The sequence below is a fragment of the Aquisalinus luteolus genome (genome assembly GCF_009712425.2).
In the GTDB taxonomy this organism is placed as follows: domain Bacteria; phylum Pseudomonadota; class Alphaproteobacteria; order Caulobacterales; family Parvularculaceae; genus Aquisalinus; species Aquisalinus luteolus.
In genome coordinates, this window is the sequence record NZ_VCJR02000001.1 from 268,577 (window position 1) to 283,132 (window position 14,556).

The following is a 14,556-nucleotide window of genomic DNA, read 5'->3' on the forward strand; positions in this document are numbered from 1 at the left end:
TATCAACGTACGCCAATGCCGTAGAGGCTGGCGCCATGGGCCTTCAGCCACTCCTGCGCGGGGTGGCGATCCTCGATCAATTCATCAACCACACGCCAGAAAGCGGGCGAGTGATCCATGTGTTTCAGATGCGCCACTTCATGCCCGACGACATAGGTGTAGACATGTTCCGGCGCCATGATCAGCCGCCAGCTCAAGGAAATCGCGCCCGCCGATGAGCAGGAGCCCCAGCGCGAGCGTGTGTCGCGCACGGTAATCCGTTTACGGATGACACCGATCCTGTCACAGAGCTCGTCGGCGATAGTGCAGAATTCCCGCCTTGCCTCGGCCCGTAGCCAGTCTTCGACCCGGCGGGCAAGGAACTCAGGCGCCCCGCCGACATAGAGCGACTGGCCGTCGACGCGCACGGCCTTTCTCTGGCCCGGCGTATGGACGATCGTCTGCTCGATCCCACGCACCGGCACGATTGCGCCATCATGAAATGGCTGCGTCTGCGGGCTTTCAGCCAGGCATTGCGCGATCCAGCCACGCCGTTTCTCGACGAAGGAAAGCCCATCGGGTACGGAGCGTTTGCTCGGGCAGGTCAGCAGGACGCGGCCGCCCAGCGCATCGACGCGAATGATCAGCCGCCGGGCGCGGCGATTGATTCGCACATCGACAGGCAACACGCGCTCGCCGATACGCACGCTCGGACCTGCACCAGGGTCGGGCGGTGAAACTTTGAGGGATTTCTCCCGGGGAAGGGTCATGCGCCCGAGTCTCGGCCTCTGCGGTGCTCCCGTCAAGAACGGTTTTCCACCACCAGGCCCGTTCTCTATCGACTCAGGCCAGTCTGTTTTATAAGACAGGTCAGTCGTGGAGAATTCAATGGACGGTTCTGCCCACCCGAGCGAGATCGGCGAGAAGGGCAAGGCGATGGCAGTCAAGGATACCAAAGCCCTGACGCCGATGATGGCCCAGTATCTGGAGATCAGGGAACAGGCGGGTGATGCCCTCCTGTTCTATCGCATGGGCGATTTCTACGAGCTGTTCTTCGACGATGCGGTCAAGGCAGCCGCAGCGCTCGATATCACGCTGACCAGGCGCGGCCAGCATCAGGGCGATCCAATTCCCATGTGCGGCGTACCGCACCACTCCCACGAAAATTATCTCGCCCGGCTGATCCGCGCCGGTTTCAAGGTCGCGATCTGCGAACAGACCGAGGACCCGGCGGAGGCCAAGAAGCGCGGCTCCAAATCCGTCGTCCGGCGCGAGATCGTGCGCTTCGTCACCCCCGGCACGCTGACGGAAGATTCGCTACTTGAGGCCCGCTCCCACAATTTTCTCGCCGCCCTGCACGCGCCAAAGACCGGTGCCGGGGCGCTCGCCTGGGCCGATGTATCGAGCGGGGAGCTGTGTGTCGCGACCGTTACCGCCGACACGCTTGGCTCTCAACTCGCCGCCTTGACGCCGAAGGAATTGCTGACGCCCGAAGCGCCGGGGGAGGAGTGGATCGCCGCCCTCGATACGCTGGGCGACGAGACCTGTGTCACGCCGCAGGCGCGCACTTTCTTTGACGTCGCCAATGCCGAGGAGCGGCTGTGCGATCTCTACAAGGTGCAGGCGCTCGATGCTTTCGGCACCTTTGCCCGCAGCGAGATTGCCGCCCTCGGCGCGCTCGCGGCCTATATCGAGCTGACGCAGGTCGGGCGCATGCCGGCGCTGAAGCCGCCGCGCCATCCGGCCCGCGGCGCGGCGATGGCGATTGATGCCGTTACCCGCACCTCGCTGGAGCTGACCCGCACCCAGCGCGGCGACCGGGACGGCTCGCTGCTTGCCGCCATTGACCGCACGGTATCCGGTGCCGGGGCGCGGCTGCTGTCCGACTGGATGGCCGGACCGCTGACCGATATCGATGCCATCCGTCGCCGCCAGCAGGCCATCGCCTGGCTGGTCGAGGCGCGGACCCTGCGGGGCGATATCCGCGAGCGTCTCGCTGCCACACCCGATATCGCCCGCGCCCTGTCGCGGCTGGCGCTCGGTCGGGGCGGACCGCGCGATCTCGCCGCCCTGCGTGATGGTCTCATTGCCGCGCGGGAATTATGCGAGCTGCTTCATGGTGCCGCCGATGAAGCGCCACTGGACGCGCCGATGGCGGCAATGCTGCAGGAGGCGATGTGCGATCTGGAAGCCCAGTCCAGCGGCGGCTTCGCCGATCTGCTCCGCCTGCTGAAGAAATCCCTCGCGGAAGACCTGCCACTGCTTGCCCGCGATGGTGGCTTCATCGCTGCTGGCTACGACCCCGGCCTCGACGAGACGCGCGGCCTGCGCGACAACGCCCGCCGAGTCATCGCCGGGCTTGAGGATCAGTACCGCCAGAAGGCCGGCATCAAGGCGCTGAAGATCAAGCATAACAACGTTCTCGGCTATTTCGTCGAGGCCCCGGCGAGCCATGCCGACACGCTGATGGGCGCGCCCCATTCCGACCTGTTCATCCATCGCCAGACGCTCGCCAATGCCGTGCGCTTCACGACGGTCGAACTCTCCGATCTCGACTCGCGCATCGTCCGCTCGCGTGACACTGCGCTCGCCCGGGAGATGGAGCTGTTTGGCGATCTCTGCGGCAAGACCATCGCCCGCGCCGGCGACATCGCGGCATGTGCGGATGGTCTTGCCCTGATCGATGTCTGCGCGGGGCTGGCAGGGCTCGCCGAGGCGCAGGACTATGTCCGCCCGCAGGTCGATGACAGCTTCGCCTTCGCGATCACCGGCGGGCGCCACCCGGTTGTCGAACAGACCGTGGCACGGGCGGGCGAGGGGGCCTTCATCCCCAATGACTGTCGCCTGACGCGGGATGAAGACCCGAGCCTGTGGCTCGTCACCGGCCCGAACATGGCCGGTAAATCGACCTTCCTGCGCCAGAATGCGCTGATCGCGATCCTCGCCCAGATGGGCTCCTTCGTGCCCGCCAAATCCGCCCATATCGGTGTCATCGACCGCGTCTTTTCCCGCGTCGGCGCGTCAGACGACCTCGCCCGTGGCCGCTCGACCTTCATGGTCGAAATGGTCGAGACCGCGGCGATCCTCAACCAGGCATCGGAGCGCTCCCTCGTCGTGCTCGACGAGATCGGGCGCGGCACGGCGACCTATGATGGTCTCTCCATCGCCTGGGCGGCACTGGAGCACCTGCACGAGATCAACAAATGCCGCGGCCTGTTCGCCACGCACTATCATGAGCTGACAGCACTCTCTTCACGCCTCGACCGGCTCGACAATGTGTCGATGCAGGTGCGCGAATGGAAGGGCGATGTCGTCTTCCTGCACGAGGTGGCGGAAGGCCCCGCCGACCGTTCCTATGGCGTTTCTGTCGGCCGTCTCGCCGGCCTGCCGCCTGCCGTCGTTGCCCGGGCGCAGGAAGTTCTGAGCCTGCTCGAAGAAGGCAAGGTGGCTTCCAGCGCCGGCCTATCCACGCTCGTCGACGACCTCCCGCTTTTCAGCGCTGCCGCAGCGGCACCCAAGCCCCCCGCCGACAGCCCGGCGCTCAAGGCACTCGCCGATATTGATCCGGACAGCCTGTCGCCCCGCGAGGCGCTGGAAGCGCTCTATGCGCTGAAGGAAATGACCCGCAATGGCAGCTGAAGCATCGCGCAAACTCTGGAAGCCCGGCGCGTTGGCCGACCGGCTGACCGCCATGTCAGCAGAGCTGTCCTCGATGGAGCGCAGCACGAAGCTGGGTCAGGAAATCCGCGATACCCGTGCCCATTGGCTTGACGAGATGTTCGGCAAGACGCGGCGTGGCGAACAGATTTCCCGCGGCCTTTCCACGCTGACGGGAGAGGGCATCCACGGCCTGTTCGAGGCTGGTGCCGCTCTGTATCCGGAAGAGGCACAGCATCTCGCCGTGCTGGCCGTCGGCGGGTTCGGGCGCGGGCGTCTGGCGCCGTTCTCCGATATTGATCTCCTCTTCCTGCATTCAGCAAATGCCGGGCAGAAGATCAAGCCGCTGCTGGATTTCATCCTCTATGCCTTGTGGGACGCCGGGCTGAACGTCGCCCAGGCCGTGCGCTCCCCGGCCCAGTCGATCGATTTCGTCAAGGCCGATATAGAGGGGTGTACGTCCTATTTGGATGCTCGCTATATCGTGGGGAACGAAACACTCGCCCGCGATTTCTTCCAGCGCTTCGACCGCTATCGCAAGGCTACGGTTTCACCTTTCATCGAGGCCAAGCTCAAGGAGCGCGAGGACCGCATCGCCAAGGGTAACGGTTCGCGTTACGCGGTCGAGCCGGACATAAAGGAAGGCAAGGGCGGCCTGCGCGACCTTGAAACCCTGCACTGGCTGGCGCGCTATGCCTATGGCGCGACAAATGTCGAGCAGCGCGTCAATATCGGCGTTTTCACTGATGAGGAAGCGGCGAGCTATGAAAAGGCGCTCGACTTCCTCTGGTCCGTCCGTGTGCAGCTGCATCGCTTGCGCGGGCGACCGGATGAGCAACTCTCTTTCGATATCCAGCCAAAGGTTGCCGATGCGCTGAACTATCACAACCGTGGCCAGACCCTCGGCGTCGAACGGCTGATGAAGCACTACTTTATCAATGCCAAGGAAGTCGGCCGGCTGACCGGCGTTGTCTGTGCCGCACTGGAAGAGGCGGAGGTCAAGCGCTCGCGCCTGATCGACAGTTTCTTCCGCGGTCTTGGCGGCGGCAACCGCAAGCAGGACCTGAACCGCCGCATCCGCCCGGACGAGGTCGGCACCCCGACGAATATCACCCTGCGCGGCGACCGGGTCGATTTCAGGGATCATGCAAAAGCACAGGAGACGCCGCTCGACCTTTTCCGCCTGTTCCGCATCGCCGCCCGCAAGCCTGCTGCCGAGATTCATCCTGAAGCGCTGAAGACCGTCGCGGCCGGGGCCCGCTTCATGAAACGGGCAAGCGTCGAGGACGAGGATGTCGCAACCATTTTCCGGGCAATTATTCTGGATACGGAGAACCCGGAGGAAGTCCTGCGCGACATGACCGAATGCGGGTTGCTGGGCAGTTATCTGCCTGCCTTCGGCATGCTGATAGGTCGGGTCAAATACGGTCTCTATCGCGGTTTTACGCTGGACGAACATGTTCTGCGTTCCGTTGGCGTGCTCGATCGTATCCGTCATGGCGAAGAGACGGAGCATCACCCCATTGCAACGCGCATCATGGCGAAAACGGCTGATCCGCTGTCTTTCTATCTCGCCATCCTGATGCATGAATCCGGCGAGACGCTGACCAACCCGACCCCGGACAGGCTTCGCCGCAAGATCATCTCCTCTGTCGGTCACCTGGTGCCTGACAAGGATAAACTTGAGGATATCGTCTGGGCGTCGACGCGCTACCAGATGATGGCGAATATCGCCGTGCGCCGGAACGTGATGGAAGAGCGCACAATCGAGACCTTCGCCGCCGAAGTTGCAACGGCTGAACGTCTTGACCTGCTCATGGTGCTGACGATCTGTCACCTGCGCATGGCCGGTTTCAATTCGTGGGACCGTTGGACGCGTCGCGACCTCGGTAACCTTTACGACGCGACGAAAGCCTGGTTCTCCGGCGGGGCGGAGGCGCTTGCCGCCCACATCCTGAAACAGCGCGATGCGCTTCGTGGCCGTGCGGCCAGGCTCCTTTCCGACTGGCCGGTACAGCAGCTCGACCGCTATCTCCTGCGCCTGCCGGCCGAGTTCTTCGAGGGCGTCGATCCCGCTACGGCGGTGCGGTTCGTCAAGATGATGCGCCACGTCGATGGCGGCTCTTCGCCCGGCTCGGTCGAGCTCAGCGTGCATGAGGATGGCCTTGTCGAGGCGGCGATCTATTCCCGCGACAAGCCGGGGCTTTATGCGGCGATTGCCGGTGTCGTTATTGCCAATGGCGGCATGGTCCGCGCCTCGACTGCGTTTCCGGTCAAACCGGCGGGCAAGGGCGTGGACATGGCCGGCAATATCGTTGTTTTTCATGGCGAGCAGGGCCGCTCGATCCTCGAAGGCCAGGATGAGGAGGCGGCTTTAGCGAAGCTGCAAAAGCAGTTCGAGGAAGCCATTACCCGGCCCGGTTATGAAAAGATCAAGTTGCGTGCCCGGGTTGGCGACCGGCGGCATGTGTTCGATGTGCCGTCAGAGGTCAAACTCGATCAGCACACGTCCCATGACTGCCTGATCGTCGAGGCCAAGGGCCGTGACCGGCCGGGGCTGCTCTATCGCCTTGCCGCCGCGCTCAGCGATATCGGCGTGTCGATCCGCTCTGCCTATATTGCCAACTATGGCGAGATGGCTGTCGATACCTTCTATATCCAGGACCTGCCGGGCTACAAGATCACAGACCGGCGCCGCCAGGAAGTGATCCGCCGCTCGTTGCTTGCCGTGCTAGACAGCGATTGAACCTGTACCCGAGCGGCCTGTATTGAAGCGCGCTGAAATCAGCCCTATATGAGGCCGGCACGGGACGACCCGTGTCTATCATGTCATCTCGGGACGGCCCGATCCATTCATGGAGGGCTTTCTCATGGCCTGGATTTATCTCATTGTTGCCGGTCTTCTGGAAATCGTCTGGGCTTTCTCGATGAAGAAGTCCGAGGGCTTCACGATACTTGTTCCCAGCGCCGTCACCATCGTCGCGATGATCGCCAGCTTCGCGCTTCTGTCCTTCGCCATGCGCTCGCTGCCGCTCGGTACCGCCTATACGGTCTGGACTGGCATCGGCGCTGTCGGGGCGTTCCTTGTCGGGGTCCTCGTGCTCGGCGAAATGCTCACACCGATGCGGGTTGTCGCGGCCTGCCTGATCGTTGCCGGGATTATCCTGATGAAGGTTTCCGGCTCTCCTTCCTGAACCTGCATCAGCCCCTGAGTTTGCCGCAACACATATTTGCCTAATCAGCAACGGCGCGACGCGCTCAGACGTATTATGTGAGTTTCCAAGCAGAATTTATTGGAGGCCATCATGGCAAAAGTTCTCGTTCTTTATTATTCCAGCTATGGCCATCTGGAGACCATGGCAAAGGCCATCGCCGAGGGTGCCCGCGAAGCCGGCGCCGAGGTTGATGTGAAGCGCGTGCCCGAAACCGCTCCGGCGGAGGTCGCGAAAAACGCCGGCTTCAAGCTGGATCAGGAAGCGCCGGTCGCTACTGTCGCAGAGCTGGCCGACTATGATGCGATCATCATCGGCACAGGCACCCGTTTCGGGCGCATGTCTTCCCAGATGGCAGCCTTCCTCGACCAGGCCGGTGGCCTGTGGGCGAGGGGCGCGCTGAACGGCAAGGTCGGCGCGGCCTTCACCGGTACCGCCTCCCAGCATGGCGGGCAGGAGACGACCCTGTTCTCGATCATCACCAACATGCTGCATTTTGGCATGACAATTGTCGGTCTCGACTATGGTTTCCAGGGCCAGCTGACGCTCGACAGTGTCGAAGGCGGCTCGCCCTATGGCGCCTCGACCATCGCCGGCGGCGACGGCAGCCGCCAGCCAAGCCAGATCGAGCTCGATGGCGCGAAATATCTCGGCGCCCGTGTCGCTAATACGGCTGCGAAACTCGCTTCTTGATCTGAGCTGACCACCCGAAAAAAACAAAAGCCGGTGCGGATTCTCGTACCGGCTTTTCCAATGGCAAAGGTACTCGGCCTCAGCCTTCCATCCCGGCGGCGATGGAGCGGACGACGAAGTCGATCTGCTCCCAGATCTCCTCGACATGCTGGTCCATGCCGGTCGGGCGCAGGGAGACGGTGACGATGCCGTGCACCGCGCCCCACATGGCGCGGGCCATCATCCGGCAGCGCTGGATATCGTCCATCCCCGGCATCTGCGCGATGGTGCTGGCGACGAGCCCGCTGACCGCGCGCTCCTTTTCCTTGTACCAGTCCGGCGGTGTGCCGGTGCGCCGCTGCATGAAGGTCAGCACCGCATTCCACTCGTCCGGATGGGCGATGACGTAATCAAGATATGCACGAGACAGGGCCAGCATCTGGCCGGTGACGTCCCGGTTTTCCGACTTCGCGGAATCGATTGCCTGCTGACCGGCGATATAAAGACCGTCAAGGGCGCGGGCGTTCAGCCGATAGACGAACTCGTCCATCTGGCCGAAAAGGTTATAGATCGTGCCGACCGAAACGTTCAGGCGCACGGCAAGAACGCGGGCCTTGACCTGGGACAGGCCGCCTTCGCGGATCAATGCAGCGCCGATATCGAGCGCGCGTTCGCGCATCTCTTCCTGGGTTTCGCGGGGGGTACTTACATATGCCATATCCCCTTCTAACTGAAAATTTTGTGTGAACAAAGTTCAAAATTGTCTTGAACTATGTTCATTTGGTGTTATCTTCAGATTGTGAACGATGTTCATCACTGATCTGGCGGGGAGAGCTGACGGTCCCTAATCGACACCGGAGGCGCCAGGCAGGGATGACAGCGATCATATGGTAGCTCGGGGGAGCTGGCTGCCACGATGCAGCTCGATGGCTCGGCGTGACGCCCGTCAAGGCACGTTGCCGGTTTCAGGCCGGCGTAAAGCGGATAAGGTCGTCACTGCCGAGCCACCATTTTATCGGCCTGATATGTAACCAGCTTTCGGCCTGCAGTCGAAAACACCCCATAACACCCCCAAACACACTTGCTCTTTCCTTGGTCCTGCCGCAAACGCTGGTACTATTCGCGTTCGCCGGTTCCGTTGCGGGGCCGCCGATTGTCCCGAAAAGGGGCGTTGCTTTCCGGGGTACTGGCTTTCCATGTCACGCAGTCTGCTAAAGTCGATGGCAACCGTTTCGGGGCTGATCATGCTGTCGCGCGTGTTCGGTTTCGCGCGCCAGGTGCTGATCGCCGGTGTCATCGGTGCCTCCGGCTCGCCGGTGGCAGACGCCTTCTGGGCCGCGTTCCGCTTTCCCAACATGTTCCGCCGCCTGCTGGCCGAGGGCGCGTTTCAGGCCGCTTTCATCCCCCTGTTCCAGGGCCGCCATGTCGAGGGCGGCGATGAAGAAGCTCGGGCTTTTGCAGAGGATGTGCTCGCCTGGATGATCTTCATCCTCACCGCGCTGTCGGCGGTGGTGATGATTTTCGCCCCGGCCTTCGTCTGGGTCGTCGCGACGGGCTTTGAGGATGATCCTGAGAAATTCCGCCTAGCGACCCATTTCACCATCATCATGTTTCCCTATCTCGCCTGCATGTCGCTGGTCGGGCTCTATGGTGGCTTGCTCAACGCCATGCACCGGTTCGCCGCGGCTGCCGCTGCGCCGCTGGCGCTGAACGTCATCATGATCACGGTGGTGCTGATCTATGCCAACAGGGGCGTCACCTTTACCGGCTATGCCGCCGCCTGGTCTGTTTTCGCGGCTGGCCTTGCCCAGCTGGCGATCCTGATGTTCGGGGCGTGGCGCTCCGGCTTCTTGCTGAAGCTGCGCTTGCCGAAATGGACGCCCCACATAAAGCGGATGCTGGCGCTTGGCTGGCCCGGCTTCATCGGCGCCGGGGCGCTGCAGATCAACACCATCGTTGGCACCAACATCGCCTCGCGCGAGTCAGGGGCCATCTCCTGGCTGATGAATGCCGACCAGCTCTACCAGCTGCCCCTGTCGATGATCGGCATCACCCTGGGCATCGTGCTGATGCCGGCCATCTCCCGCGCGGTGAAGGAGGGCAACGAGCCCGCCGCCCGGTCCAATCTCAATCGCGGGCTGGAACTGGTTCTCCTCTTCGGCCTGCCATCGGCAGCGGCGCTGATCGCCATGCCGACGCTGATCTGCGCGGCGCTGTTCATCGACTTTGCCGGCGATGCACTTTCTTACTTCGGCCAGAACGAGAGCGCCTATCTCGCTCGCGACGCCGAGGCGACGGGTCTTGCCCTGTCCATCTATGGCCTTGGCCTGTTGTCCTTCTGCCTGCAGAAGGTCGTGTCGTCTGCCTATTTCGCGCGGGAGAATACGCGCACGCCGATGAAATTCGCGCTCATGGCCATCTCGATCAACATGGTCCTGTCGCTGACCCTGTTCCCGATGATCGGCTTTATCGCTATCCCCATCGCCACCATCATCGCCTCGTGGACAGAGGTGACCTTGCTGTCCCGCCAGCTATGGAAGGCGGGGATTCTGCGACCGGACGAGCGGCTTGCCGGGCGCGCACCACGGTTGTTCCTTGCTGCCGGGGTCATGGGCCTCGCCGTCTGGCTGGCCGCGGAAAACGCCACCACGCTGCTGCCATTCTTCGGTGACCAGCTCTGGCTCTTGCTGCTCGCCATCGTTGCCGGCGGTGTCGCGCTCTATGGCGTCAGCGCGATCCTTCTTGGCGGCGCGAAACTGTCAGACTTCAAGGGGCTGATCACCAGGCGTGCTTAAGGCTGGTGCCGCCTCGAAATATCCGCTAACACGCGCCCATTATGAGCGAGCAATTCACAACCAGCTATAAGGGCCCAGAACGCGTCTTTTCCGGCGTTCAGCCCACCGGTAACCTTCACCTCGGCAATTATCTCGGCGCGATCCGCAAATTCGTGACGCTGCAGCAGTCCCATGACTGCCTGTTCTGCGTCGTCGACATGCACGCGATCACCGTCTGGCAGGACCCGGCCAAGCTGCGTGCCCAGACGCTGGAGATCGCCGCCGCCTATCTCGCCGCCGGGATCGACCCTGACAAGTCGATCATCTTCAACCAGTCGCAGGTCTCCGCCCATGCAGAGCTCGCCTGGATCTTCAACTGCGTTGCCCGCATGGGCTGGCTGAATCGCATGACCCAGTTCAAGGACAAGGCGGGCAAGGACAAGGAGCGCGCCTCCTCCGGCCTGTTCGTCTATCCCAACCTGATGAGTGCGGACATTCTCGCCTACAAGGCGACGCATGTGCCGGTTGGCGACGACCAGAAGCAGCATCTCGAGCTTGCTCGCGACACGGCGGCGAAGTTCAATAACGACTTTAACTGCCCGGATTTCTTCCCGATGCCGGAACCGCTGATCAAGGGCGCCGGTGCCCGCGTCATGAGCCTGAAGGACGGGTCGGCGAAGATGTCGAAATCCGATCCTGCGGACAATTCGCGCATCAACATGACCGACGATGCCGACATGATCGCGAAGAAGATCAAGAAGGCAAAGACCGATCCGGAACCCCTGCCGGGTGACATTGAGGGCCTTTCTGGTCGTCCGGAGGCGGACAATCTCGTTGGCATCTATGCCGCACTGGCGGGCGTCGAAAAGGAACAGGTCATCGCTGACTTTGGCGGTCAGGGCTTCGGCGTCTTCAAGCCTGCGCTCGCCGACCTCGCTGTCGAAAAACTGTCACCGATTACTGCAAGGATGCGCGAGATCCAGGGCGATGAAACGACGCTGGAAAAAGTGCTGAAGGATGGGGCGCAGCGGGCCGACGCCATCGCAGCGCCGATCATGCGAGAGGTCAAGGAAATCGTCGGTTTCCTTGTTTGATATAAAAAGGGGTATCGATGATGAAGAGACTGCTGGCCGCCACGTCACTGATCTTGCTTGCCGCCTGCGGGCAGCATGAAGCGGGCACGCAAACCACTGCGGATACCGCGCCGCAAGTTGAAGCGGTCGAGCAGGGTGCCGCTCCTTCGGCCGATGCTACTACTGCCGACGCCTCTGCGGATTGGCCACCGGCCAAGCCGGAAGGCGCGCTGCGCGTGGCGACCTTCAACGTCTCCTTCTATCGCGAAGAGCAAGGCCAACTGCTGGAAGACCTGATGGCCGGCGGTGACCCGCAGATCGAGGCAGTGGCTGAAATCATCCGTCGCGTCGATCCGGACATCCTTGTGCTGAACGAAATCGACTGGGATAACAACGACCGCCCACTCGGCGTGTTCCGTGACAATTATCTCGATCCGGCCCCGGTCGACGGCAAGAAGGCGCTGTCATATCCCTTCATCTATTCACCCAATGTCAATACCGGCGTCCCGTCCGGTGTCGACCTCGACAATGACGGGCAGGCGGTTACAGAGCCGGGCACACGCGGCTATGGCAATGACGCCTTCGGCTATGGCACCTATGAGGGCCAGTACGGCATGGCGATCCTGTCGAAAAAGCGTGTCTTCATGCCGCGCACCCGCACCTTCCAGACCTTCCTGTGGAAGGACATGCCGGACAATGCGATGCCGACGGAGTATTACTCGGCCGAGGCGCAGGAGGTCTTCCGCCTGTCCTCCAAGACCATGGTCGATGTCTCCTTCCTCTATGAGGACCAGCCCATCCATATCATCGCCGCTCATCCGACACCGCCAGCCTTCGATGGGCCGGAAGACCGCAATGGCCGCCGTAACCATGACGAAATCCGTCTGATTGCAGACTATGTCACCCCAGGGGTGGGCGACTATATCTATGACGACAAGGGCAATACCGGCGGGATAACCGAGGGCGAACCCTTCATCATTTTTGGCGACCTGAATGCGGATCCGAATGAAGGCGACAGCTACAACAACGCGATCTCGTTGCTGCTCGACAATCCGGTCATCCTCGATCCCGCCCCGGCGAGCGAGGGGGCAGTTGCCGCCGCCGAGCGTCAGGGCGGCGTAAACGCCAATCACATCACGCCCGCCCGTCTCGATACGGCTGATTTCAGCGACACCAGCGAAAACTCCGTCGGGAACCTGCGTATCGATTATGTGTTACCTTCCCGGCAGGACTTCCAGGTCGTCGGCTCAGGCGTTTTCTGGCCCACTCCGGATCAACCGGGTTTTGAGCTGGTCGGCGAAGGCTGGCCTGTCATATCATCCGACCATCATCTGGTCTGGGTCGATCTGAGGCTGAAACAACAGGAAGAGTAATTCATGGCTACGACATTCGCGCACCTATCCGACCTCCATTTCGGACGGATCGATGCGCCGGTTCTCGCTGCCCTGAAGGATTATTTCAACCGCGCCCATGTCGATGAAGTCATCGTTACGGGTGACCTGACGCAATCCGGCCGTCGCAGCGAATTCGCCGAGGCCGCGCTGTTTTTCGACATGCTGAAGCAGCGCGCGACCATCATTCCCGGCAATCACGATGCGCCCGTCTACAATCTCTGGCAGCGTTTCGTTTCTCCGTGGAAGCGCTTTCGCGATGCCCTCAACCGTGATCCTGAACCGGTCATGTTCGCCAGGAATTTCGTCTTCGTCGGGCTGAACTCGGCTACCCGCATGCGCCTTTCGCTCGACTGGTCGACAGGCCGCCTGTCGTCGAAGCAGATTTCCAAGGCGCTGACGACGTTTCAGGACAGCCAGTCAGGACGCCTGAACATTCTCGGCATTCACCACCCGTTTTTCCCCGAACCTGAGGCGGGCAGTGCCGGGCGCGCTGTTATCCCGAAAGCACCGCATATCCTGGAGCGACTGGTTGAAGCCGGGGTCGATATTCTCATGACCGGCCATGTCCATCAGGGCCGGGTACGGTCGGTCGATGTCGGCGATCGCAAGATCATCCTGTCCCAGGCCGGTACGGCATCGTCCACGCGCACCCGCGGCGAGATGCCGTCCTTCAACATTATCGAGGCCGAAGGCGATATACTCCATACACGCATTATTCGTTATGCCGATGAGCATTTTGAGCCAGAGAAGACACGTTCTTTCGCCAGGACCAATAGTGGCTGGCAACTGACAGAGGCACATGATTTATGACGTCGCCAACCCGCCTGAAAAAGGCCGTCGCCTTCGTCAACAAGCATTCCGGGCGCGTGTCGTCATCTGACCTGCACGATCTGCGCGAGGAGTTGAAAAAACCCCTCATCGCATCGGGTTTCGATGTCGAATTCGTTATTGATGACTGTCCGTCGCTGATGGAAGCGGCGCCCAAATGTCATCCCGATGCGGATTATTACATCGTCATCGGTGGTGACGGGACAATTGCTGCGCTTGCTGACATCGTCACAAAGCTGCCGGGCGAACGCAAACCGGTCTTTCTGCCATTGCCTTTTGGCACCGCAAACATGTTCACACGCGACATTGGCTTTCCGGTCGACCCCTGGCAGGCGCTGGAAGCGGCGATAACGGCGGATACCGCTACCGTGGATATCGCCCGGGTCAATGGCCGTGCCTTCCTCAACAACGTCGTGCTCGGCACGTTTGCCGAGGTCGCCGAGGCGCGGGAAAACTTCCGTGTCGCCGATAATCTCCATGACAAGATGCTGAGCCTCGTGGAGTCTGCCGATGCGCTGTTCTATTCCAGTGAGCACCGCTATCGCGTGCAGATGGACAATCACGCAGAGGAAGTCTCGACCAACACGATCATCGTATCCAACAATGCGTTTCACGGCTCCGTCGATGGCGTTCCTCATCGCGACCGACTCGACACCGGCATGCTCGCCGTCTATCTGACCGAAACCCATGGCGGTATCGATTTTCTTGCCCGTGTGGCGGAGGCTGTGCTCGGCGAACTGGCGACTTCCGACGCCGTCGACCTGCGCGACTGCAAGCGCTGCTCGATCGCACCGCGCGATGGCGAACCGATACATTACACGGTCGATGGCGAGATACTTGAGAGCGAGGGGCCGCTGGTCTTCGAGATTGTGCCTGGCGCCCTGCGCGTCCCGCGCCTGCCGAACCTTGAGCAGTAATCGTCCGAAGAACAGGGTCCGTTATCGCATTTGTCATCAGTGCCGGGCTG

The 14,556-nt window shown here is 61.8% G+C and carries 11 protein-coding genes; 9 read left to right on the forward strand and 2 right to left on the reverse strand.

Going from position 1 to position 14,556, the window contains the following annotated elements; genetic code table 11:
- Positions 1 to 2 precede the first annotated feature (2 nt).
- Positions 3 to 749, reverse strand: a complete 747-nt coding sequence (locus FF098_RS01085) for a M48 family metallopeptidase (protein ID WP_155136133.1) — start codon at positions 747 to 749, stop codon at positions 3 to 5.
- A 118-nt stretch (positions 750 to 867) separates the two neighbouring features.
- Here FF098_RS01085 and mutS point away from each other — a divergent pair, with 118 nt between their 5' ends.
- The 4 genes from mutS (at position 868) to wrbA (ending at position 7,541) form a co-directional block, all read left to right on the forward strand.
- Positions 868 to 3,618 (forward strand): DNA mismatch repair protein MutS, encoded by a 2,751-nt coding sequence (gene mutS / locus FF098_RS01090; RefSeq protein ID WP_229714496.1) that lies wholly within the window; start codon positions 868 to 870, stop codon positions 3,616 to 3,618.
- Complete coding sequence (gene glnD / locus FF098_RS01095) at positions 3,608 to 6,382, forward strand: [protein-PII] uridylyltransferase (protein WP_155136135.1); 2,775 nt, start codon at positions 3,608 to 3,610, stop codon at positions 6,380 to 6,382. Before mutS ends, glnD begins: the two co-directional genes overlap by 11 nt.
- 124 nt (positions 6,383 to 6,506) lie before the next feature.
- A complete protein-coding gene (locus FF098_RS01100) occupies positions 6,507 to 6,830 on the forward strand; it encodes a DMT family transporter (RefSeq protein WP_155136138.1) in 324 nt (107 codons plus the stop codon).
- Positions 6,831 to 6,941: 111 nt separating this feature from the next.
- Complete coding sequence (wrbA, locus tag FF098_RS01105) at positions 6,942 to 7,541, forward strand: NAD(P)H:quinone oxidoreductase (RefSeq protein ID WP_155136142.1); 600 nt, start codon at positions 6,942 to 6,944, stop codon at positions 7,539 to 7,541.
- Between the two features lie 79 nt (positions 7,542 to 7,620).
- Here wrbA and FF098_RS01110 read toward each other — a convergent pair whose 3' ends face one another.
- Positions 7,621 to 8,238, reverse strand: a complete 618-nt coding sequence (locus tag FF098_RS01110; protein ID WP_155136145.1) for a TetR/AcrR family transcriptional regulator — start codon at positions 8,236 to 8,238, stop codon at positions 7,621 to 7,623.
- Positions 8,239 to 8,716: 478 nt separating this feature from the next.
- Between FF098_RS01110 and murJ the strand changes: the two genes are divergently transcribed.
- From murJ to FF098_RS01135, 5 genes are read left to right on the forward strand one after another with little or no spacing between them, the layout of a single operon-like run.
- Positions 8,717 to 10,315: a murein biosynthesis integral membrane protein MurJ gene (murJ, locus tag FF098_RS01115; protein ID WP_155136148.1), complete on the forward strand. Its 1,599-nt coding sequence runs from the start codon at positions 8,717 to 8,719 to the stop codon at positions 10,313 to 10,315.
- Between the two features lie 41 nt (positions 10,316 to 10,356).
- On the forward strand, positions 10,357 to 11,388 hold the full coding sequence (gene trpS / locus FF098_RS01120) for a tryptophan--tRNA ligase (RefSeq protein ID WP_155136151.1): 1,032 nt from the start codon (positions 10,357 to 10,359) through the stop codon (positions 11,386 to 11,388).
- 17 nt (positions 11,389 to 11,405) lie between these two features.
- The gene (locus FF098_RS01125; RefSeq protein ID WP_155136154.1) at positions 11,406 to 12,740 is read left to right on the forward strand and encodes an endonuclease/exonuclease/phosphatase family protein; all 1,335 of its coding nucleotides are present in this window, start codon (positions 11,406 to 11,408) and stop codon (positions 12,738 to 12,740) included.
- Positions 12,741 to 12,743: 3 nt separating this feature from the next.
- Positions 12,744 to 13,571, forward strand: a complete 828-nt coding sequence (locus FF098_RS01130; RefSeq protein WP_155136159.1) for a metallophosphoesterase family protein — start codon at positions 12,744 to 12,746, stop codon at positions 13,569 to 13,571.
- A complete protein-coding gene (locus tag FF098_RS01135; RefSeq protein ID WP_155136162.1) occupies positions 13,568 to 14,506 on the forward strand; it encodes a diacylglycerol/lipid kinase family protein in 939 nt (312 codons plus the stop codon). The genes FF098_RS01130 and FF098_RS01135 overlap by 4 nt, the downstream gene beginning before the upstream one ends.
- Positions 14,507 to 14,556 lie beyond the last annotated feature (50 nt).

Excerpts from the sequence above, each read along its gene's own strand:
- FF098_RS01100 (WP_155136138.1), top strand. The coding sequence starts at position 6,507 with ATGGCCTGGATTTATCTCATTGTTGCCGGTCTTCTGGAAATCGTCTGG.
- wrbA (WP_155136142.1), top strand. The coding sequence starts at position 6,942 with ATGGCAAAAGTTCTCGTTCTTTATTATTCCAGCTATGGCCATCTGGAG.
- mutS (WP_229714496.1), top strand. The coding sequence starts at position 868 with ATGGACGGTTCTGCCCACCCGAGCGAGATCGGCGAGAAGGGCAAGGCG.
- FF098_RS01130 (WP_155136159.1), top strand. The coding sequence starts at position 12,744 with ATGGCTACGACATTCGCGCACCTATCCGACCTCCATTTCGGACGGATC.
- FF098_RS01110 (WP_155136145.1), bottom strand. The coding sequence starts at position 8,238 with ATGGCATATGTAAGTACCCCCCGCGAAACCCAGGAAGAGATGCGCGAA.
- FF098_RS01135 (WP_155136162.1), top strand. The coding sequence starts at position 13,568 with ATGACGTCGCCAACCCGCCTGAAAAAGGCCGTCGCCTTCGTCAACAAG.
- trpS (WP_155136151.1), top strand. The coding sequence starts at position 10,357 with ATGAGCGAGCAATTCACAACCAGCTATAAGGGCCCAGAACGCGTCTTT.
- FF098_RS01085 (WP_155136133.1), bottom strand. The coding sequence starts at position 749 with ATGACCCTTCCCCGGGAGAAATCCCTCAAAGTTTCACCGCCCGACCCT.
- FF098_RS01125 (WP_155136154.1), top strand. The coding sequence starts at position 11,406 with ATGATGAAGAGACTGCTGGCCGCCACGTCACTGATCTTGCTTGCCGCC.
- murJ (WP_155136148.1), top strand. The coding sequence starts at position 8,717 with ATGTCACGCAGTCTGCTAAAGTCGATGGCAACCGTTTCGGGGCTGATC.
- glnD (WP_155136135.1), top strand. The coding sequence starts at position 3,608 with ATGGCAGCTGAAGCATCGCGCAAACTCTGGAAGCCCGGCGCGTTGGCC.